At 71.0% G+C, this 19,907-nt stretch carries 18 protein-coding genes; 10 read left to right on the top strand and 8 right to left on the bottom strand.

Features of this window, described 5'->3' with window-relative positions; genetic code table 11:
- Window positions 1-13: 13 nt before the first annotated feature.
- The gene (locus EHO50_RS05575; RefSeq protein WP_425472133.1) at window positions 14-2,341 is read right to left on the bottom strand and encodes an ArnT family glycosyltransferase; all 2,328 of its coding nucleotides are present in this window, start codon (window positions 2,339-2,341) and stop codon (window positions 14-16) included.
- Window positions 2,342-2,490: 149 nt separating this feature from the next.
- On the opposite strand from EHO50_RS05575, the gene EHO50_RS05570 reads away from it, so the two are divergent.
- Window positions 2,491-3,225, top strand: a complete 735-nt coding sequence (locus tag EHO50_RS05570; protein ID WP_128428636.1) for a DUF899 domain-containing protein — start codon at window positions 2,491-2,493, stop codon at window positions 3,223-3,225.
- Here EHO50_RS05570 and EHO50_RS05565 read toward each other — a convergent pair.
- Together EHO50_RS05565 and EHO50_RS05560 are read right to left on the bottom strand one after the other, a co-directional pair.
- The gene (locus EHO50_RS05565) at window positions 3,222-3,443 is read right to left on the bottom strand and encodes a DUF397 domain-containing protein (protein WP_128428635.1); all 222 of its coding nucleotides are present in this window, start codon (window positions 3,441-3,443) and stop codon (window positions 3,222-3,224) included. The genes EHO50_RS05570 and EHO50_RS05565 overlap by 4 nt on opposite strands.
- Entirely contained in the window at window positions 3,436-4,230 is a 795-nt protein-coding gene (locus EHO50_RS05560; RefSeq protein ID WP_128428634.1) for a helix-turn-helix domain-containing protein, read from the bottom strand. Before EHO50_RS05560 ends, EHO50_RS05565 begins: the two co-directional genes overlap by 8 nt.
- Before the next feature lie 106 nt (window positions 4,231-4,336).
- Between EHO50_RS05560 and EHO50_RS43890 the strand changes: the two genes are divergently transcribed.
- Window positions 4,337-4,480, top strand: a complete 144-nt coding sequence (locus EHO50_RS43890) for a hypothetical protein (protein ID WP_164904755.1) — start codon at window positions 4,337-4,339, stop codon at window positions 4,478-4,480.
- 8 nt (window positions 4,481-4,488) lie between these two features.
- Window positions 4,489-4,803: a hypothetical protein gene (locus tag EHO50_RS05555; RefSeq protein ID WP_128428995.1), complete on the top strand. Its 315-nt coding sequence runs from the start codon at window positions 4,489-4,491 to the stop codon at window positions 4,801-4,803.
- Here the strand turns inward: EHO50_RS05555 and EHO50_RS05550 are convergent.
- Window positions 4,769-5,197: a nucleotidyltransferase domain-containing protein gene (locus EHO50_RS05550; protein WP_246101025.1), complete on the bottom strand. Its 429-nt coding sequence runs from the start codon at window positions 5,195-5,197 to the stop codon at window positions 4,769-4,771. The two genes, EHO50_RS05555 and EHO50_RS05550, sit on opposite strands and share 35 nt — an antisense overlap.
- Window positions 5,198-5,371: 174 nt before the next feature.
- Between EHO50_RS05550 and EHO50_RS05545 the strand changes: the two genes are divergently transcribed.
- The 4 genes from EHO50_RS05545 to EHO50_RS05530 all read left to right on the top strand — a co-directional run bounded on the left by EHO50_RS05545 (window position 5,372) and on the right by EHO50_RS05530 (window position 11,562).
- A complete protein-coding gene (locus tag EHO50_RS05545) occupies window positions 5,372-6,169 on the top strand; it encodes a serine hydrolase (protein WP_246101024.1) in 798 nt (265 codons plus the stop codon).
- A gap of 53 nt (window positions 6,170-6,222) precedes the next feature.
- Complete coding sequence (locus tag EHO50_RS05540) at window positions 6,223-7,278, top strand: esterase-like activity of phytase family protein (RefSeq protein ID WP_128428632.1); 1,056 nt, start codon at window positions 6,223-6,225, stop codon at window positions 7,276-7,278.
- A gap of 92 nt (window positions 7,279-7,370) precedes the next feature.
- The gene (locus EHO50_RS05535; RefSeq protein ID WP_128428631.1) at window positions 7,371-11,093 is read left to right on the top strand and encodes an ABC transporter ATP-binding protein; all 3,723 of its coding nucleotides are present in this window, start codon (window positions 7,371-7,373) and stop codon (window positions 11,091-11,093) included.
- 79 nt (window positions 11,094-11,172) lie between these two features.
- Window positions 11,173-11,562, top strand: a complete 390-nt coding sequence (locus tag EHO50_RS05530; protein ID WP_128428630.1) for a cupredoxin domain-containing protein — start codon at window positions 11,173-11,175, stop codon at window positions 11,560-11,562.
- Window positions 11,563-11,615: 53 nt separating this feature from the next.
- Here EHO50_RS05530 and EHO50_RS05525 read toward each other — a convergent pair whose 3' ends face one another.
- A complete protein-coding gene (locus EHO50_RS05525) occupies window positions 11,616-12,257 on the bottom strand; it encodes a hypothetical protein (RefSeq protein WP_246101023.1) in 642 nt (213 codons plus the stop codon).
- Window positions 12,258-12,416: 159 nt separating this feature from the next.
- Window positions 12,417-14,297, bottom strand: a complete 1,881-nt coding sequence (locus EHO50_RS05520; RefSeq protein WP_128428628.1) for a glycoside hydrolase family 3 protein — start codon at window positions 14,295-14,297, stop codon at window positions 12,417-12,419.
- Between the two features lie 474 nt (window positions 14,298-14,771).
- Here EHO50_RS05520 and aroA point away from each other — a divergent pair, with 474 nt between their 5' ends.
- The 3 genes from aroA to EHO50_RS05505 all read left to right on the top strand — a co-directional run bounded on the left by aroA (window position 14,772) and on the right by EHO50_RS05505 (window position 17,579).
- Window positions 14,772-16,010: a 3-phosphoshikimate 1-carboxyvinyltransferase gene (gene aroA / locus EHO50_RS05515; RefSeq protein ID WP_128428627.1), complete on the top strand. Its 1,239-nt coding sequence runs from the start codon at window positions 14,772-14,774 to the stop codon at window positions 16,008-16,010.
- A 13-nt stretch (window positions 16,011-16,023) separates the two neighbouring features.
- Window positions 16,024-16,665 (top strand): GNAT family N-acetyltransferase, encoded by a 642-nt coding sequence (locus EHO50_RS05510; protein ID WP_128428626.1) that lies wholly within the window; start codon window positions 16,024-16,026, stop codon window positions 16,663-16,665.
- A 332-nt stretch (window positions 16,666-16,997) separates the two neighbouring features.
- Window positions 16,998-17,579, top strand: coding sequence for an RBBP9/YdeN family alpha/beta hydrolase (locus EHO50_RS05505; RefSeq protein ID WP_128428625.1), 582 nt, complete (start codon window positions 16,998-17,000; stop codon window positions 17,577-17,579).
- Here EHO50_RS05505 and EHO50_RS05500 read toward each other — a convergent pair.
- Window positions 17,560-18,798, bottom strand: coding sequence for an MFS transporter (locus EHO50_RS05500; RefSeq protein WP_128428624.1), 1,239 nt, complete (start codon window positions 18,796-18,798; stop codon window positions 17,560-17,562). The two genes, EHO50_RS05505 and EHO50_RS05500, sit on opposite strands and share 20 nt — an antisense overlap.
- 127 nt (window positions 18,799-18,925) lie before the next feature.
- The gene (locus tag EHO50_RS05495; protein ID WP_128428623.1) at window positions 18,926-19,726 is read right to left on the bottom strand and encodes a sugar phosphate isomerase/epimerase family protein; all 801 of its coding nucleotides are present in this window, start codon (window positions 19,724-19,726) and stop codon (window positions 18,926-18,928) included.
- Window positions 19,727-19,907 lie beyond the last annotated feature (181 nt).

Genomic DNA, 19,907 nt, shown 5'->3' with positions numbered 1-19,907 from the left:
GAGTCGGTCGGGGTCAGCTGACGTCCGACGGGTCCAGGCGGTAGACGGTCGACTGGTTGCTCTGGGAGGAGTTGCTGGAGTTGGAGTCCGTGTCCGAGCTGGAAGCCGAGCTGTACTCGCTCTCCTTCACCGCCGTCCCGTTCTTCTGCACCCACTCCGTGACCTCGGAGCTGACGCTGCTGCCGCCGCCGGGGCCCCCGCCCATGCCGCCGCCACCGATCTGGACGTAGTGCAACTCGCCCTTCTTCACCAGCTCCTTGAGCTTGGCCAACGTCATCGCCTTGTCGCTGCCGGACCAGCCCCACATGGAGATGACGGGCTCACCGCTGCTCAGGATCAGCTGCGCCGCGCTCTGCGAACTCGACACCGCCAGCAGCCACTTGGCGCCGTCCTGGTGCTTCTTGAGGTACGTGATGAGCTCGCTGCTCGCGCCGCCGCCCATCCCGCCGCCTCCGCCGAAGCGGCCGCCGCCCATGCCGCCCGGCAGGGCCCCACCTCCCCCGCCGTTGCCGGTGCCTGTCCCGCCGGGGGCCGTACCGCCGTCGCCGGTGCCGTTCGGCGGGGTACCGCCCATCTCGCCGGTGCCGCCGGGAGCCTGGCCGTTCTGACTGCTCTGCCCGCTCTGGCCGGCGGGCAGTTCGCCGTTTCCGCCACCCGGCATCATCTGTCCGCCGCCGTTCTGGCCGTACTGGCCGCCGGCCTGGTTGTTCTGGCCGCCCTGCTGGGTGCCGCCCGGCATCTGCCCGCCGCCGAAGCCGCCTCGGCCGCCGCCCCCACCGGGGCCGCCGCCGAAGCCGCTCCCCGTCGAAGGCCCGGCCGTCGGGTTCGTACCGCCCATGCCGCCGCCCGAACCGGACGGCACCGACCAGGCGTACGCCGCCGGACCCGCCACCGCGGCGACGATCGCCGCCGTCACGGAAGCCGCCAGCAGCCGCAGCCGGTTGCCGGACGCGGACCGGGAGACGAGCAGCCCCACGATCGCCAGCGCCATGACGACGGCGATCGCCGGCCACAGCCAGGTGTTCCAGCCGGAGGCCCGCCGCAGGAGTACGACCGCCCAGATCGCCGTGACCGCCAGCCCCGTCGGCAGCGCCCATGCCCACCGCTTGTCGGCGCGGAACGCGCGCAGCAGCATCACGCCGCCGCCTCCGCACAGCGCCGCGATGCCGGGGGCGAGCGCGGTCGTGTAGTAGGGGTGCATCGTGCCCTCGGCCATGGCGAAGGTCAGGTAGTGCAGCGCGGTCCAGCCGCCCCACAGCAGCAGCGCGGCGCGGGTGAGGTCGGTGCGCGGGGCGCGCCCGCACAGCACGAGTCCGCCGATGCAGGCGAGGGCCGCGAAGGGGATCAGCCAGGAGATCTGGCCGCCGAGGATGTCGTTGAAGAGTCGGCCGATCCCGGCGGTCCCGGAGAAGCCGCCGCCTCCGCCACCCCCGCCTCCGCCGTTGCCCTCGCCGCCGAGGATCCGGCCGAGGCCGTTGTAGCCCATGATCAGGTCCCAGGCCGTACCGTCCGTCGAACCGCCGATGTAGGGGCGCTCGTCGGCGGGTACGAGCGAGACCGCCGCGGCCCACCAGAAGCTGGAGACGGCGAGCGCGACACCAGCGATGAGCAGATTCACGATGCGCCTCACGAGCTTCGGCTCGGCCGCGTAGAGGTAGACCGCGAAGACGGCGGGCAGCGCGATGTAGCCCTGCAGCATCTTCGTGTTGAACGCGAGGCCGAAGCACACCGCGGAGCCGACCAGCGGCAGCAACTTGCCGTTGTGGACGGCCCGCAGGGCGAGCGCCGCGCCGCCGGCCATCAGGAACACCAGCAGAGTGTCGGGGTTGTTGTCACGGTTGATGGCGACCGTGATCGGGGTCAGGGCCAGCACCAGCGCGGCGACCGTCGCCGCGCCGTGGCCCCACACCCGCTTCACCGAGGCGTGCACGATCCAGATCGTCGCCAGCGCGACCAGGATCATCGGCAGCATCATCTGCCAGGTGCCGTAGCCGAAGACCCGGCACGACAGCCCCATCACCATCAGGGCGAACGGCGGCTTGTCCACGGTCAGGAAGTTGCCCGCGTCCAGCGAGCCGAAGAACCACGCCTTCCAGCTCTGCGTGCCGCTCAGTACGGCCGCGCTGTAGAAGCTGTTGAGGCTGGAGCCGGACAGGTTCCAGGAGTACAGCACCGCCGCCAGGATCAGGATCGCGATCAGCGCGGGGAGCGACCAGCGCGGAGCGGTGTCGTGGGACGGCGGCTGCGGGGGCATTGTCGCGTGGGCGTGCGTATCGGTGGCAGAAGTCGCAGAGGTCACGGCCGCATCGTGCAAATCGGGGGTGGGTGCGCGCTGTGTCATACCTGGCACCCGGCTGTGAAAAGGCAAAGGAGAACGCAAAGGACAACGCAAAGGACAACGCAAAGGACAACGCATAGGAGTCCGGAAAGAGAATTTTTCGCCGCGCGCGTACGGTGGACGTATGACCTCCCTACAGGAGGGATAGGACGATGCCCGAGCACAGGGTCGGCACACAGGAAGAGTTCGACGCAGCCCGAGCCGAGTTGCTCGCCCAAGAGAAGGAGCTCACCCGTCGCGGCGACGAGCTCGCCCGCAAGCGGCGGGAGCTTCCCTGGGTGCCGGTCGAGAAGGACTACGGCTTCGACACCGAGGACGGACCCAAGTCGCTCGGCGACCTCTTCGACGGGCGCTCGCAGCTGCTCGTCTACCACTTCATGTTCGGTCCGCCGTACGAGGCGGGCTGCCCGGTCTGCTCCTCGATCGCGGACACCCTCAGCCCCAACGCGGTCCATCTCAAGGCCCGTGACGTGACGCTGATCTGCTCCTCACGCGCACCGCTCGACAAACTCCTCGGCTACCGGCGGCGGATGGGCTGGAACTTCGACTGGGTCTCCAGCGGCGGCAGCGACTTCCACCGCGACCTGGGGTTCGTCTACACCGCAGAGGAGCTGAAGCCGTTCCTGGAGGGCGGCTACCCGGCGACCGTACGCCAGATGGCGCAGGCGTGCGGCACGGACGTGGCCAGTTACGTCACTGAGGGACCGGGGCTGAGTGCCTACACCCTCTCGGACAGCACCGTGTACCGGACGTACGTCACCACCGCGCGCGGCCTTGAGCCTGCCATGGCCTACTACGGCCTCCTCGACCGTGCGCCGCTGGGCCGCCACGAGGAGGGCGAGCAGATGCACTGGCTGCGCCGCCATGACGAGTACGGCAACGGCTAGGGGCGGAGGTCGCCGCCCTTGACCGCACTGATGAATGCCGACCAGTTGGATTCCGGGAAGAGCAGGGCGGGGCCGTGCGGGTTCTTGGAATCGCGGACGGGTACGCCGGAGGGGTGGTGGTCGAGGACTTCGAGGCAGCTGTCGGCGTTGGGGCCGCTGTAGGACGACTTGCGCCAGCCGCTCAGCGTGGCCGCGTCCGGGATGGCTCGGTCAGTCATGGTGTCCGTACTCCTTAGCAGTGGCCCTGAGCTGGGCCAGTGACTCCTTCAACGGCATCGCGTCGCTCAGTGCGAGAGCGTAGCGACTCTGCAACTGGCCGACCACGGACGGGGAGTCGTGCAGTTTCCCCATCTCCTGCCCCTCGGTGTACGCGAGAGGCGGCTGGTCCTCGAAGCACATCAGCGTGAGCATGCTCCGCATGAGTGGGTGATGGCCTACACCAAACGGCATCACATGGACGCGGATGCGTCCAGTCTCGGCGAGACGAACGACGTGCATGATCTGCTCCGCCATGACGTCCTCACTGGCCACAGGGCGTCGCAGTACCGTCTCGTCCAGCAGCACCCACACCACGGGCGTCACCGGGTCTTCGAGAATCTTCGCGCGCTCAAGGCGTGTGACGAGGCGCCTGTCACATTCCTCCTCGCTCACGCGAGGGAACGCCGAGCCCAGGACCGCACGCGCGTACCTTTTCGTTTGGAGGATGCCCGGGAAGTACGCCAACGCGAACTCGCGGATCATCACCGCCTGTTGTTCGAGTGCGAGCACTGCCTCGAAGTAGTCAGCGACCGCCACGTCGTCCTGCGGCAGAAAGGTACTCAGCACATTCCCCGTGTTTAGGGCACTGTCCAGCCGCCGCGCATCCTCCTTCGACGGCACCCGCCGCCCCGCCTCAATATGCGCGATATGCGAACGCGTCATGATCGCCCGGTCGGCCAACTCCTCCTGCGTCAGCCCCGCTGCCTCGCGCTGCTGCCTGAGCCAGTCACCGTACGTGTTGCTCATGGCCAACTCCCTTGTGACGAATGCCTGGTCACACGCGACCCTTTGGCGAGCCTAGACCGGGACGTCTCACTCTGTGAGTGGATCGCTACGGAACGGAGTTCACGACATGCGTCACCGCATCGCCCGCCTCTTCGCACTGCTGCTACGGCGTGATCGAGCGCCCCGGTACGCGGACGGGCCGACCGTCCTGCTCGGGATCGGCATGGGATCGTGCGGCATGCCCTCGAAGGTCGTGAGGGGCGCCAAGTGATGGGAGACATGAACGACGCGGGTGGCGCGCGACTGCTGCCCTGGACGGGGTCGGAGGGTAAGCCCTGTTACCTCGTCGGCGACGGCACCGGCCATGTCTCTCGCGTGGCCGACACCGTCGAGAGCGTGCAGCTCGGAATGGCTGACGACCTCCTCGACCACGTGGCCGACATGCTCGCCGACCGGCGGGCGACACCCGCGCAGCTCCGGTTCCTGCTCGCCCGGATGGGCGAGGCGTTGGCCGATGTCCGGCGCATCGCGGAGAGCCGGGGCGCGCGTCTTCCCGTACTCATCTGTGAAGAGTCCGACCGGGATCAGAAGTGAGTCGCGATTCCGAACACCCGCCGCAGCTGAACCATGTCGTGCCCGTCACGAAGCACGACGCGGGGTAGACGAACGGACGCGACGGCTGAAGTGATGGCTGCATCGCCGAGCCGTCCTCGGCGAAGATCAGCGGATGCAGATCGATCTCCCGCCCGTCCGGCGCCGTGACCACGAACCGGACCGGCCGCCAGTCCAGGGTTTCCGCGAAACCGGCGTCCGCGAGGGCCGCCATCACCGCCGGCTCCTGTTCCTGGCGGTGCATCAGGTCCAGGTCACGGTGGTCGCGGGTCTGCTCGCCGAGCAGCGCGTCGACGCCCCAGCCGCCGCCGATCCAGATGTCGGTCCTCGCCTCGTGCAGCAGGGAGATGACGGTCAACACGTCGGCGGCAGTCATCACTCTCACAACCTCTCACGCGCGTACAACCTTTCGTCCGGCCTCGTGAGTCAAGAGGGCATGACTCACGGGACATCAAGGACTCAGGGGACGTCGAGCGGGACGCCGAGCGGGACGTCAAGAGGCGTTTCCAGGCGTGCGAGAGCGTTCGTCGCGGCCGGTGTGGGTGCCGGTGTGCTCATATCGGCCGTCGCCGCCGCCACGCCCGCCGCCGCGGCGACCACGCCCACCGTCAGCTGTACGTCGGCCAAGGCCGGCCTCGCCGACAAATTGAAGAGGGACATCACCGCCGCCCTGGCCAACCGCAAGGGGACCATCGCGGTCGGCCTCTACGACCGTTCCACGAACACCACCTGCGCGCTCAGGGCCTCCAGCGCCTACGACTCCGCCAGCGTCGTCAAGGTCACCGTCCTCGCCACGCTGCTGTGGGACGCGAAGAAGCACAACCGGTATCTGACCGACCGTGAGACGTCCCTCGCCAAGGCCATGATCACCAAGTCGGACAACGCGTCGACCAGCACGCTCTGGAGGCAGCTCGGTCTGACGAAGATCAAGGGATTCCTCACCGCCGCCGGCATGACCCAGACCAAGCCCGGCGCTAACGGCTACTGGGGTCTGACCCAGATCACCGTCACCGACGAGCAGAAGCTGCTCAAGCTCATCACCGCAAGGAACGCGGTGCTCAGCGACAACTCCCGTGCCTACATCCTGAAGCTGATGGGCCAGGTGGTGTCCTCACAGCGCTGGGGCACGCCGTACGGAGTGCCGTCCGGTGTCTCCGTGGCGGTCAAGAACGGCTGGCTGCAGCGCTCCACCCACGGCTGGCGGGTGCACAGCGTCGGCGCGTTCAAGGGCGGCGGCCACGACTACATGATCACGGTGCTCACGCACGGCAACAGCACCATGAACTACGGCATCGCGACCATTCAGGGCGTCGCCAAGGTCATCCACAAGGACCTGGCGGCGAGCTGACCCTTAACGCGGCGGCCTACCTCGCGTCACCCACCCGCCCTACGGTGACCCCCATGCGCCTGAGAACCGTACTCGCCACCGCCACCGCGGGCCTGGCGGCGGCCACCTGCCTGACCGCCACGGCCACCGTCCCGGCGAACGCCCACGCCGACTCGCAGTACACCCATGCCTGTTCGCCGTCCGTCTCCCTCGACCGCTTCTCCGACGCGCTCGACAAGACGACGTACGAGGGCACCTTCGTCGGCAACTTCTCCGCGCTCGCCGTCGACCACCGCGACGGATCGCTCGCGGCTGTCTCCGATCGCTCGTCCCTGTTCAGCCTGGACTCGCAGACGCTCGCGCCGAAGGGCGTCGTCCCGCTCGCCGACGAGAGCGGCGCCGCCCTCGACTCCGAGGGCCTCGTCGTCGACCGGGACGGCACCCGGCTGATCTCCTCCGAGACCGAGCCGTCCGTACGCCGCTACTCCCGCGACGGCAAGATCCTCGACCGCCTGCCTGTGCCGCAGGCCCTGAAGGTCGCCCCGGCGGGCCGCGCCGTCTCCAACGGCACCTTCGAGGGCCTCACCCTGCTTCCCGGCGGCCGTACGCTGCTCGCCTCCATGGAGTACGCCCTCTCCGGTGACAGTGCGGGCATCGTCCGCTTCCAGACCTGGCAGCGGACGCCGGCGACGGGCGGTCACTTCGAGCTCGGCGCCCAGTACGCCTACCGCGCCGACACCGGCCTCGGCGTCCCCGAGGTCCAGGCGACCCCCGACGGCCGCCTCCTCGTCCTGGAGCGCGGCTTCACCGCCGGCGTCGGCAACACGGTCCGCCTCTACCTGGCCGACCCGCGCCGCGCCACGGACACGAGCGGCATCGAGAACCTCACGGACCCCACGGGCCAGGACGGCGTACGTCTGATCAAGAAGACGCTCCTCGCCGACATCGTGAACTGCCCGTCACTGGGAGCGACCGCCAAGCAGCCCCAGCCGAACCCGCTGCTGGACAACATCGAGGGCATGGCGATCACGGGGTACTCGAAGGGGCGCCTGAAGGTGCTGCTGGTCAGCGACGACAACCAGAACGCCGTACAGACGACCCGGTTCTATTACCTGCGCGTACGCATCTGAGCCCACCGCCCCCGTTTGTTGCGGTGGGATGAAATCGGAGCTCGTCGGCGTTGGTGCCTTCCGGCAGGTCAGGACCGACGGAGGGCACCGGCGTGGCAGCGCAACGGGGATGGGCACGACGACTGTGGGGCTACGCGTGGCGCTACCCCAAGGATGTGATCCTCGCCCTCGGCTCCTCCCTCGCCGGCATGGCCGTCATGGCCCTCGTCCCGCTGATCACCAAGGTGATCATCGATGACGTGATCGGCGACCACCGCCGCAGCATGGCCGTCTGGGCGGGTCTGCTCATCGCCGCCGCCCTCGCCGTCTACGTCCTCGCCTACGTCCGCCGCTACTACGGCGGCCGCCTCGCCCTCGACGTCCAGCACGATCTGCGGACGGAGATGTTCGGGACGATCACCCGGCTCGACGGGCGGCGGCAGGACGAGCTGTCCACCGGGCAGGTCGTCGGGCGCGCCACCAGCGACCTCCAGCTGATCCAGGGCCTGCTCTTCATGCTCCCGATGACCATCGGGAACTTCGCGCTCTTCCTGATTTCCCTGGTCGTCATGGCGTGGCTGTCGCTGCCGCTCACGCTGGTCGCCCTCGCGGTCGCCCCCGCCCTGTGGTGGATCGCGGGGCGCAGCCGCACCAAGCTGCACCCGGCCACCTGGTACGCCCAGGCCCAGGCCGCCGCCGTCGCGGGCGTGGTCGACGGGGCCGTCAGCGGCGTACGCGTGGTGAAGGGCTTCGGGCAGGAGGAGCAGGAGACCGGGAAGCTCAGGGAGGTCAGCCGGCGGCTCTTCGCGGGGCGGCTGCGCACCATCCGGTTCAACTCCAGGTACACCCCGGCGCTGCAGGCCGTCCCGGCCCTCGGGCAGGTCGCCATGCTGGCGCTGGGGGGCTGGCTGGCCGTGCGCGGGCACATCACGCTCGGTACGTTCGTCGCCTTCTCCACCTACCTCGCCCAGCTGGTCGGACCGGTCCGGATGCTCGCCCTGGTCCTCACGGTCGGGCAGCAGGCCCGCGCCGGTACCGAGCGCGTGCTGGAGCTGATCGACACCGAGCCGTCGATCAAGGACGGCACCAAGACGCTGCCCGCCGACGCGCCCGCGACCGTCGAGTTCGACGACGTGTCCTTCGGATACGAGGACGCCTCCGGCAGGACCAGTCCGGTCCTGGACGGGCTCTCCTTCGAGATCCAGCCCGGCGAGACCCTCGCCGTCGTCGGCTCCTCCGGCTCCGGCAAGTCGACCGTCTCCCTCCTCCTCCCGCGCTTCTACGACGTCACACACGGCGCCGTCCTCGTCGGCGGCCACGACGTGCGCGAGCTGACCCAGGACTCGCTGCGTGCCGCGATCGGGCTGGTGCCCGAGGACTCCTTCCTCTTCTCGGACACGGTCCGCAACAACATCGCGTACGGCCGCCCCGAAGCGACCGACGAGGAGATCGAGGCCGCCGCGCGCGCCGCCCAGGCGGACCGTTTCATCGCCGAGCTGCCCGAGGGCTACGACACCAAGGTCGGCGAGCACGGCCTCACCCTCTCCGGCGGTCAGCGCCAGCGCGTCGCGCTCGCCCGCGCGATCCTCACCGACCCCCGGCTCCTCGTCCTCGACGACGCGACCTCGGCGGTGGACGCCCGTGTCGAACACGAGATCCACGAGGCGCTCAAGCACGTCATGGAGGGCCGCACCACCCTCCTCATCGCCCACCGCCGCTCCACCCTCGGCCTCGCCGACCGCATCGCCGTCCTCGACGCCGGCCGCCTCGCCGACATCGGCACCCACGAGGAGCTGCAGGAGCGGTCCGCTCTCTACCGCCGCCTGCTCACCGACCCCGACGAACTCGGCGGCGTCTCACCCGGCCACGCCCAGCCCGCCTGCCCCCGGGAGGACACCTCCGTACGGGACGAACTGGACGCCGAGTTCGACGCCGAGCGCGGGGTGACCCCGCGGCTGTGGACCGGCGACCGCGAGCGCAAGGACCTGGCGCTGACGGAGTCCCCGGCCACCCCCGAGCTGCTCGCCCAGGTGGAGGCGCTGCCCCCGGCGGCCGAGACCCCCGACATCGACGAGGGCCGTGCGGTGCGCCCGGAGGAGTCGTACGGACTCAAGCGGCTGCTCCGCGGCTTCGGGCTGCCTCTCCTGATCAGCCTCGGCCTCGTCGCCGTGGACGCCGGCATGGGACTGCTGCTCCCGGTCCTGATCCGGCACGGCATCGACTCGGGTGTCACCCAGGCCGCCCTCGGCGCCGTCTGGGCGGCGTCCCTCCTCGCGCTGCTCGCCGTCACCGCCCAGTGGGTGGCGCAGATCGGCGAGACGCGGATGACCGGGCGCACCGGTGAGCGCGTCCTGTACTCCCTCCGGCTGAAGATCTTCGCCCAGCTCCAGCGGCTCGGACTCGACTACTACGAGCGGGAGTTGACCGGCCGGATCATGACGCGGATGACGACGGACGTCGACGCGCTGTCGACGTTCCTGCAGACGGGCCTGGTCACCGCCTTCGTCTCCGTCGTCACCTTCTTCGGCATCATGGTGGCCCTGCTGGTGCTCGACCTCCAGCTGGCGCTCGTCGTCTTCGCGACGCTGCCGCCGCTGATCGTCGCGACGTTCTTCTTCCGCCGGGCGAGCGTGAAGGCGTACGAACTCGCCCGTGAGCGCGTGTCGTCGGTGAACGCCGACCTCCAGGAGTCGGTGTCCGGGCTGCGCATCGTGCAGGCCTTCCGGCGCGAGCGGGACGGCGGCGCGCGGTTCGCCGAGCGCAGCGACAGCTACCGCAAGGCCCGTGTCCGGGGTCAGTGGCTGATCTCGATCTACTTCCCCTTCGTGCAGTTCCTGTCGTCGGCGGCCGCGGCGGCGGTGCTGATCGCGGGCGGGGCCCGGATCGACGACGCGACGCTGACGACCGGTGCGCTGGTGGCGTACCTGCTCTACATCGACCTGTTCTTCGCCCCGGTCCAGCAGCTCTCCCAGGTCTTCGACGGCTACCAGCAGGCCACGGTCTCGCTCGGCCGCATCCAGGAGCTCCTCCAGGAACCGACCTCGACGAAGGCCGCCGAGGAGCCGCTGGAGGTGCTGTCGCTGCGGGGCGAGGTGGCCTTCGAGGACGTGCACTTCAAGTACGGCGACGAGGAGGAGGCACTCGGCGGGATCGACCTGCGCATCCCCGCCGGGCAGACGGTCGCCTTCGTCGGCGAGACCGGCGCCGGCAAGTCGACCCTCGTCAAGCTGGTGGCCCGCTTCTACGACCCCACCGGCGGCCGGGTCGCGGTCGACGGCACGGATCTGCGCTCCCTGGACATCACCTCGTACCGGCACCGTCTCGGCGTCGTCCCGCAGGAGGCGTACCTCTTCCAGGGCACCGTCCGCGACGCCATCGCCTACGGCCGCCCGGACGCCACGGACGCCGAGGTCGAGGCCGCCGCGCGGGCGGTGGGCGCCCACGAGATGATCGCCACCCTCGACGGCGGCTACCTCCACGAGGTCGCCGAGCGCGGCCGCAACCTCTCCGCCGGGCAACGCCAGCTGATCGCCCTCGCCCGCGCCGAGCTGGTCGACCCCGACATCCTGCTCCTCGACGAGGCGACGGCCGCGCTGGACCTGGCCACCGAGGCCCAGGTCAACCAGGCGACGGACCGGCTCGCGGGCCGCCGTACGACACTCGTCGTGGCCCACCGCCTGACGACCGCCGCGCGGGCGGACCGGGTGGTGGTGATGCACCACGGCCGGGTCGCCGAGGACGGCACGCACGAGGAACTGCTGGCGCGGGGCGGGCTGTATGCGAAGTTGTGGCGGACGTTCATCGGCGAGTCCGAGTCCGAGGCCGCTGCGGCGTGACGGCCGTGCAACCATCCGGCATACGCCGTGCGTCCGTACACCAGTACGCTCATTGCCGGTGTGCGGGGAGGACAACACTGTGGACAGAGGAGCGATACGCCGACGAGTGGCGGTCGGCCTGGCATTGCTGACCGCGTCCGGACTGCTCGCGGTCGCGGCCCCGGCCGAGGCGCAGGCGGCCCCCACGCGTTGCGAGGGGCGCAAGGTCAAGACGTACCCGTTCGCCACCGGCACGCTGTACGTCTACAAGAAGGGCGGCTACGTCTGCGCCGTCACCAAGCCCAAGGATCCCGGCCGCAAGCAGTGGATGATGGTCAGCGTGCAGGCGCGCCGCGCCAACGCGGTCGTCGACGAGTGGTACTACAGCCACCACGCGGGACCGGTGACCGTGCACGCCGGGCAGCGGTGCGTGTGGGTGAAGGGGCGGGTGGGCAGCGGCTCGGTGAGCAAGGGCTGGATTCTGTGCTGACCGGTCCCGGGCAGCGGCTGACCGGCCTCGCCTGATCAGTCCCGACTGCGGCCTCACACCGGCCGCGCGCACCCCACCGGTTTCTCGCCGCCCAGTTGGACGTACAGGGCCGTCGACAGGGGGCAGTCGGCTCGCTCGGCGACGGACTTGGTCACCTTGTACTGCGGCTTCTGCTCGCCCTTGCCGTCGCACGACGTCTCGCGGACCTGGCCGTCGCCGGAGCTGTAGACGCAGTCGCCGACGATCGTGCGGGGGCCGCCTCCGCCGCCGGGGTCGCCGGGGTGGGGCGAGGTCAGGTTGCGCATGCAGGCGTAGCCCTGCGGGATCGCGCCGTCGCCGTCCTCGTCGGACGTGCGGCTCTGTTCGCTGATGTGGAGGACGAAGTCCGTGGTCCCGGGGCACAGCGGCCCGTCGCCCACCTTGCCGTCGTGCCGCGCCACGACCCGCGCCGCCGCCCGCTCACTGGTGCAGGACACCTCGGTGAAGCTCGTCGTCCCGAAGGAACTGCACTCGTCGACGCCGAGGAACACCGCGCCGAAGCCGACGGGCACGGTCGGCGTCGTCGCCTGCTGCTCGCTCGCGTTCGCGCTCCGGCTCTCGCCGAGCTGCCCGTCCTCCTCCGCCGCCCCCGACGAACCATGACACCCCGTCAGCAACGCGACAAACAGCGCCACCAACGCAAAGGCCACCCCCATGGCACTTCTCCCGCGCATCGCACTCCCCCCGGGTACCCCCGTCCAGCGTGACCCGATGCGGCGGGCGCACGCCAGACGTGTGGGGTCCTTTGCGTCGGTTGGGGGTGGGTACGCCCGTTGTGTGGCGTACGGGCGCTACGTCCAAAGTGCTACACCGCGCTAACTGCTCCGGTACGACAGCCCGTGCCCGATCGGATACAGCACCCGCGTCGGATCGTCCGCCCGCTGCACCGGCACCGGCAGCTTCCCGCGCGGTGCCACCCGCCCGGCGATCACCCGCGCCGCCGCCCGCAGCTCGACGTCGGTCCAGGAGTACGAGGCCAAGTAGGCGGGGACGGCGGGCAGATGGGCCACGTCGTACGGGTTGCGGATCGCGACCGCCAGCACCGGCTTCCCCGTCGTGAGGAGCTGCTCGACCAGCGTCTTCTGCGTGCTGCTCGCCGTGACGTTGTAGGTCCCGACCACCACCGCGTCCGCTGCCTGTGCCGCGGCGACGGCCCGGGCGACGGTGCCGGCGGAGGGTGCCGTACCGGTGGACAGGGCGGTCGCCGTGAAGCCCAGTTCGGTGAGGGCGGCGGCGAGCACGCCGGTCGGCGGTCCCGTCGTGCCGGACGGGGAGGCCGGGTCGGCGCCGACGACCAGGACCTTGGGGTGGGTCTTGCGGGACAGCGGGAGCAGCGACCCCTCGTTGACCAGCAGGGTCGTCGTCCGCTCGGCGATGCGGTCGGCGGTCTTGAGGTGGGAGGCGGTGCCGACGTTGCGGTCGACCCCGCCCTGACTGACGTACGGCTCCTCGAAAAGCCGCAGCTTCGCCTTCAGCCGCAGGATCCGCAGGATCGATTCGTCGAGCCGCGCCTCGGTCAACTCGCCGTCCTGGACGGCCTTGAGGACCGCGTTCCACGCGATGTCGAGGTTCGGCGGATTGAGGAGCTGGTCCACGCCCGCCTTGAGCGCGAGGACGGGGACGCGGTCGTCGCCGTACTTCGTCCGTACGCCCTCCATGCCGAGCGAGTCGGTCACCACCAGCCCGTCGTAGCCCAGTTCCTCGCGCAGGATGCCGGTGAGGATCGGGCGGGAGAGGGTGGCCGGGTCGCCGGAGTCGTCGAGGGCCGGGACCATGATGTGGGCGGTCATGATGGAGTCGATGCCGGCGCGGACGGCGGCCCTGAAGGGCGGTGCGTCCAGGGCCTCCCACTGCTCACGGGTGTGCGTGATGACCGGGAAGCCGTAGTGGCTGTCGACGGCGGTGTCGCCGTGCCCGGGGAAGTGCTTGGCGGTGGCCGCGACCTGCCGGTCGTGTGGCGAGCGCTGGTATCCGGCCACCTCGGCGGCGACCATGCCGGCCACCGCGTCCGGGTCGGCGCCGAAGGAGCGGACGCCGATGACCGGGTTGGCCGGGTTGACGTTCACGTCGGCCACGGGGGAGTAGTTCTGCCGGATGCCGAGCGCTTTGAGTTCCTGTCCGGCGATACGGCCGAGCGTACGGGCGTCGGTGTGCGAGCCGCCGGCGCCGATGGCCATGGCGCCCGGGAAGAGGGTGGCGGGCTCGCCGACGCGGCAGACGATGCCGTGCTCCTGGTCGGTGGAGACGAGGACGGGCAGGCCGCGGGGCTGGGCGAGGGACGCCTTCTGGATGCCGTTGGACAGGTCGGCGATCTGATGCGGACTGCGGGTGTTGTGCGCCCAGGTGAAGTAGATGATGCCGCCCACCCGGTACCTGGCGATCAGTTCGGCGGCCGTCCGGACGCCGATCTCCTTGAGGTTGGCGTCGATGTCGGCCTGGTCGGGGGCGGTGGCGGAGTGGCCGTAGACCCGCATCACGAAGAGCTGGCCGACCTTCTCCGGCAGGGTCATCCGGGCGATGAGGGCGCGCAGTTTCCTGTCGTCCCGGGCGTCGGCGTGGGCGGTGCCGCCGAGGGCCAGGGCGGTGGTGAGGCCGGCGCCGGCGGCGAGGACCGTACGTCTTGAAGGGTTCGCGGTGTTTCCCGTGCTGCCTGTATTTCCGGTGCTTCCTGTGCTTCCCGTGCTGGTGTCGGGCACGTGCGCTCCTTCCGGAGGTGGTGCGCTGAAGGAAACTTCCGAGAAGTCACCAATAACCGGGAAGTTTCTGCCAGTCAAGGGAATGGGGCGCAAGCGGAACCGGAACATGGACCGTAACCGGAGAGGGGCCGCCATCGGCGCAGTTGGAGGGGGGCGCGCCGATGACGGCGTGCTGCCGGCCGCGGTGCGGCGGAGAGGGTGGTCAGCGATCGCAGCCAGCAGCGAGGGCCGACACCGCACCACGGTGACTCTCCGGCAGCTTGCGGGTTGGACGAGCGGGGGTGGGGCTGGGTTCCCGGGGTTGGCCGGAATCCACGAAGTCGGTAAGGCCGGGGACACCGGGTTCCACGTGACGCGTGGGCAACGGGCGCGAGGTCGGGCGGGAGGCGGGGTGGGGCGACGGGCGAGGGCCGGTTCGGGTCCATCCCGTGGACGTCCCGGCGCCGCGGCCGACGCCCGAGTGATCATGAGGGCATGCCCGCAGTCGACATCCCCGGTTCCAAGTCCATCACCGCCCGTGCCCTCTTCCTGGCGGCCGCGGCCGACGGTGTCACCACCCTCCTGCGCCCGCTCCGCTCGGACGACACGGAGGGCTTCGCCGAGGGGCTGGTACGGCTCGGCTACCGCGTCGGCCGGACCCCGGACACCTGGCAGGTCGACGGCCGCCCGCAGGGCCCCGCTGTCTCCGAGGCCGACGTCTACTGCCGGGACGGCGCGACGACGGCCCGTTTCCTGCCCACCCTGGCCGCCGCCGCCAGCCACGGCACCTACCGCTTCGACGCCTCGCCCCAGATGCGCCGCCGCCCCCTGCTCCCGCTCACCCGCGCCCTGCGCGACCTGGGCGTGGACCTGCGGCACGCGCAGAAGGAGGGCCACCACCCGCTGACGGTGACGGCGGCCGGCGTCGAGGGCGGGGACGTGACGCTGGACGCGGGACAGTCGTCGCAGTACCTGACGGCGCTGTTGCTGCTGGGGCCGTTGACCCGCAACGGCCTGCGCATCACCGTCACCGACCTCGTCTCGGTGCCGTACGTCGAGATCACGATCGCGATGATGCGGGCGTTCGGCGTGGAGGTGCGGCGCGAGGGGGACGTCTTCGTCGTCCCGCCGGGCGGCTACCGCGCGACGACGTACGCGGTGGAGCCCGACGCGTCGACCGCGAGCTACTTCTTCGCGGCGGCGGCCGTCACGGGCGGCGAGGTGACGGTCCCGGGCCTGGGCGAGGGCGCGCTCCAGGGCGACCTGGGCTTCGTCGACGTACTGCGGCGGATGGGCGCGCAGGTGTCGGTGGGCGCGGAGTCGACGACGGTCCGCGGCACGGGCGAACTGCGGGGCGTCACGGTCAACATGCGCGACATCTCCGACACCATGCCGACCCTCGCCGCCATCGCGCCGTTCGCCTCCGGACCGGTGCGGATCGAGGACGTGGCGAACACGCGGGTGAAGGAGTGCGACCGGCTGGAGGCGTGCGCGGACAACCTGCGGAGGCTGGGGGTGGCGGTGACCACCGGTCCGGACTGGATCGAGATCCAGCCGGGTGCGCCGGTCGCGAGCGCAGTGGAGATCAAGACGTACGGCGACCACCGCATCGTGATGTCCTTCGCGGTGACCGGGCTCCGCGTGCCCGGTATTTCGTTCGACGACCCCGGGTGCGTGCGGAAGACTTTCCCGGGATTCCACGAGGAGTTCGGGGCGCTGCGCGCGAGGTTGTGACGGGGGTTGTCGGGTGAGCTTCAAGCTGGTCGGGCCGGTCCTGGAGGGCGCGCTGGTGCGCCTGGAGCCGCTGGAGCACCGGCATGCGGCGGATCTGGCGGTGGCGGCGGAGGAGGAGCGCGGCACCTACGCGTTCACGTTGGTGCCGAGGGCCCATGAGGTCGGCGACTACATCGACGCGCAGCACGCCCGCGCGGCGGCGGGACGGCTGGCGCCGTACGCGCAGGTCTCCGTCGCCTCGGGCCGTGCGGTGGGCGCCACCTCCTACTGGGAGCCGCGCTACTGGCTTTCCGACGACCGACTCGACGCCATAGAGGTCGGCTTCACCTGGCTGGCCCGCTCGGCCCAGGGCACGGGCGTGAACGCCGAGGCCAAGCTGCTGCTCTTCCGGTACGCCTTCGAGGAGTGGGGCGTGTCCCGGGTGGACCTGAAGACGGACGCCCGCAACGACCGCTCCCGCGCCGCCATCGAGAGCGTAGGCGCCCGCTTCGAGGGCGTCCTGCGCAACTGGTCCCGCTCCTGGGCCCCGGGGGAGGAGGGACGGCTGCGCGACTCCGCGATCTTCTCGATCACGACGGGCGAGTGGCCGCAGTGCCGGGAGCGACTGGAGAAGCGGGTGGCCGGGTACTTGCCGCGGGTGCGGTCAACTCCCTAGTCCAGCACGTCCGGCGGTCACTTCCCGGCGCCGGCCGGCATCATGCAGCCCGTGGGGCGTTTGAGGACGAGTTCTGCCTTCCGGATCCCCCACCCGCCCGCGGGGGGCTCTGCCTCGCGGCGGCGACGGTCACCTCCCGGCGCCGGTCCAGGCAATGTCAGCCCGTCCGGCGTTTGAGGACGAGGCCCGTTCAGGGCCGATGGGGGTCCAGGGGGCGGAGCCCCCTGGCGGGGTCGAAGGGGCGGAGCCCCTTCAAGGACGGGACGGGTAGGGGCGGCGGGGGCGAAAGAATCACTGGACCGGCACGTCGATGATCGGAAACCATCGACGCCATGACCGCCTACCTCATCCTCCACGGCTGGCAGAACCACCGCCCCAAGGACCACTGGCAGCACTGGCTGTCCGACCACCTCACCGACCTCGGCCACCAGGTCACCTACCCGCAGCTACCCAACCCCGACGACCCCGAACTCGAGGTCTGGCTGGAGGAGTTGCCCCGGCATCTCGCCACCCTCGACGCGACCTCGGAGCGGGTCGTGGTCGCCCACAGCCTGTCCGCCGTGCTGTGGCTGCACGCCGTCGCGCGCGGGCTACCCGGACTCGACACCATGGACCGGGTACTGCTCGTCGCCCCGCCGTCCGGCACCGTACTCGCACGGCACCCAGAGGTCGCCGAATTCGCCCCGCCGCCCCTGGAGTTCACCCTCCCCGGCCCCACCCGCCTAGTCGCCGGCGACGACGACCCGTACTGCGAGGAGGGCGCCGACACCCTCTACGGCCGCCCCCTCGCCCTCCCGACCGACATCCTCCCCGGCGCAGCCCACCTCGACCTGGACGCCGGTTACGGCCCCTGGCCCGCCGTACTGGGATGGTGCCTGGACCCCACCGCGGAGATCATCGCTCGTCCGGCATAGCGGCACCGTCACGCAGTTCCGGCGTGCTCGCACCGACGTACGCCACGGCCAGCACGCACAGCAGCCCGCCCGTGACGAGGGCGGTCGCGCCGGACGACCAGCCCGCGACCAGGCCGCCGCGCAGATTGCCCACGTGCGGCCCCGCCTGGCCGACGATCTGCTCGGCGGCCGTCACCCGTCCGAGCAGGGCGTCCGGGGTACGGGTCTGGACGATCGTGGTGCGCGAGACGACCGACAGGGCGTCCGCGGCACCCGCCACCACCAGCAGCCCGAGCCCCACCCACGGGCTGCTCGCCAGGCCGAACAACGCCAGCGCGGTGCCCCACGTCGCCGCCCCGCACAGCATCACCAGGCCGGGGCGGCCCAGCCGGGTGACCGAACCCGACAGGGCCGTCGCCGTGACACCGCCCACCGCGACGGCCGACAGGAACAGGCCGAGGGTGCGCGGGTTGCCGCCGAAGCGTTCGGCGTTGACCAGGGGGAAGAGGCTGACCGGCATGGAGAGGATCGTGGCGGCGAGGTCGGTGATCAGCGCGCCGCGCACCACCCGGTCGCCGGCCAGGAAGCGCAGACCGTCCAGGACACCGTGCAGCCCGGCCCGCGACGGCTCGCCTTCCGGCGGCAGCGCGGGCAGGCCGAAGGCGCCGTAGAAGGCGAGGCCGAAGCTCAGGGTGTCCAGCAGATAGCAGACGCCGATGCCGAACCAGCCGAGGAACAGCCCGCCCAGCGCCGGGCCGAGCAGCATCATCGCCTGGCCGGTGACCTGGTTGAGGGCCAGCCCGGCCGCCACCTGCTCCTTGGGCAGCAGCCGCGGCACGAACACGCCCGCCGCCGGGCCGCCGACCGCGCCGAAGCAGGAGCCGGCCGCCACCAGGGCGAGGATCCCGGCCACCGGCACATGTCCCGTGAAGCCCTGCACCGCGAGGAGCAGCACACAGACCGCCTGCCCGACGGTGGCGACCAGGAAGATCCGCCGCCGGTCGCCCCGGTCCACCCACGACCCGGCGAACAGGCCCACGCCCACCATGGGCAGCGCCTGCGCGAGACCGACCGCACCGCTCCAGACCGTGCTGTGCGTCATGTCCCAGACCTGGTACATGACGGTCACCATGGTCATGAAGCTGCCGAGCACGGACACCGTCCGCCCGATCAGCAGCCGCCGGAAGACGGGGGAGGTACGCAGCGGCCGTACGTCGATCAACGTACGGGCGAGGCTCATGAGGGCATGGCTGAACGCGGTATGGATTCGGGCACGAGGGGGGACGTTATACGGCGCCCCTCGTGCCGGGCCACCGAATTAACGGGTCCCGGGCCCGGGCCCAGGCCGACTCGATTACGGGCCGGGCCTAGGCCGACTCGTTCAGCAGCCGGGAAAGGTGCTCGCGGCCCGCGTCCAGCAGTCCGTCGAGCGGCGCGGCGGCCTCGTACCACCGCTTCTCGTACTCCCAGCACAGCCAGCCGTCCCAGCCGTGCCGGGAGAGCGCCTCCACGCACTCGGCGAGCGGCAGCACCCCTGTGCCGAGCGGGAGCGGGGTCGTGTCGTCGGCGGAGGCGATGTCCTTGACCTGGACGTAGCCGAGGTACGGGGAGAGGGCGGCGTAGCTCTCCGAGGGCTGCTCGCCGCCCAGCCAGGTGTGCATCACGTCCCACAGCGAGCCGACGTGGCGGTGGCCGACCAGGCCGAGGACGCGGATCGCGTCGGCGCCCGTGCGGTGCGAGTCGTGGGTCTCCAGCAGGATCCGTACGCCCAGGTCGGCGGCGTACTCCGCGGCCGTACCGAGGCGGCGCGCGGCGATCGCGTCCGCCGACTGCGGGCTCTGCTCGGGGTCGGCGCCGGGGAAGACGCGGACGAAGCCGGCGTCGAGGTCGTGGGCGAGGTCGAGGAGGGTGCGGATCTCCTCGATCACGGGCCCGTCGTCACCCGGTGCGGCCACGCGCGCGTACCCGGCGAGACCCAGCAGCTCGATGCCGGCCGCCTTGAACTCGCCCACCACGTCCGCCCGCTGGGCGGCATCCAGGCCGGTGTGCACCGGTTCCTCCGGGTGCGTGCGCAACTCGACGCCGTGATACCCGTGCGCGGTCGCGAGCCGCAGCACGTCGGGGAGGGGGAGACCGGGGACGCCGAGGGTGGAGAACGCCAGTTTCATGCATCCCACCTTGCCAGGGAAATGGGGGGAGGCACATCCGGCAAGGGGTCCGGGGGAGGCCGGGGAGAGCCCGGGGAGAGCCCGTGGAGAGCCCGGGGAGGCCCGGGATACTGCGTGCGGACTGTTCCGCACGAGGTTTTCCACAGTCGGCGCCGGGTGCTCGTGGCGTCGCTATGATGCC

Origin of the sequence: Streptomyces cyaneus, assembly GCF_004028635.1 — a bacterium.
GTDB classification, from domain to species: Bacteria; Actinomycetota; Actinomycetes; order Streptomycetales; family Streptomycetaceae; genus Streptomyces; species Streptomyces cyaneus.
The sequence above is the reverse complement of the archived record's forward strand: the minus strand, read 5'-3'. Positions and strand labels throughout refer to the sequence as shown.

Bases quoted from the DNA above. Each gene is read 5' to 3' on its own strand.
- EHO50_RS05560 (WP_128428634.1), bottom strand. From the start codon at position 4,230: ATGAGCAACACGTACGGTGACTGGCTCAGGCAGCAGCGCGAGGCAGCG.
- EHO50_RS05500 (WP_128428624.1), bottom strand. From the start codon at position 18,798: ATGAGCCTCGCCCGTACGTTGATCGACGTACGGCCGCTGCGTACCTCC.
- EHO50_RS43890 (WP_164904755.1), top strand. From the start codon at position 4,337: ATGCGTCACCGCATCGCCCGCCTCTTCGCACTGCTGCTACGGCGTGAT.
- EHO50_RS05570 (WP_128428636.1), top strand. From the start codon at position 2,491: ATGCCCGAGCACAGGGTCGGCACACAGGAAGAGTTCGACGCAGCCCGA.
- EHO50_RS05495 (WP_128428623.1), bottom strand. From the start codon at position 19,726: ATGAAACTGGCGTTCTCCACCCTCGGCGTCCCCGGTCTCCCCCTCCCC.
- EHO50_RS05565 (WP_128428635.1), bottom strand. From the start codon at position 3,443: ATGACTGACCGAGCCATCCCGGACGCGGCCACGCTGAGCGGCTGGCGC.
- EHO50_RS05540 (WP_128428632.1), top strand. From the start codon at position 6,223: ATGCGCCTGAGAACCGTACTCGCCACCGCCACCGCGGGCCTGGCGGCG.
- EHO50_RS05550 (WP_246101025.1), bottom strand. From the start codon at position 5,197: ATGACTGCCGCCGACGTGTTGACCGTCATCTCCCTGCTGCACGAGGCG.
- EHO50_RS05555 (WP_128428995.1), top strand. From the start codon at position 4,489: ATGAACGACGCGGGTGGCGCGCGACTGCTGCCCTGGACGGGGTCGGAG.
- EHO50_RS05505 (WP_128428625.1), top strand. From the start codon at position 16,998: ATGACCGCCTACCTCATCCTCCACGGCTGGCAGAACCACCGCCCCAAG.
- EHO50_RS05575 (WP_425472133.1), bottom strand. From the start codon at position 2,341: ATGACACAGCGCGCACCCACCCCCGATTTGCACGATGCGGCCGTGACC.
- aroA (WP_128428627.1), top strand. From the start codon at position 14,772: ATGCCCGCAGTCGACATCCCCGGTTCCAAGTCCATCACCGCCCGTGCC.
- EHO50_RS05525 (WP_246101023.1), bottom strand. From the start codon at position 12,257: ATGGGGGTGGCCTTTGCGTTGGTGGCGCTGTTTGTCGCGTTGCTGACG.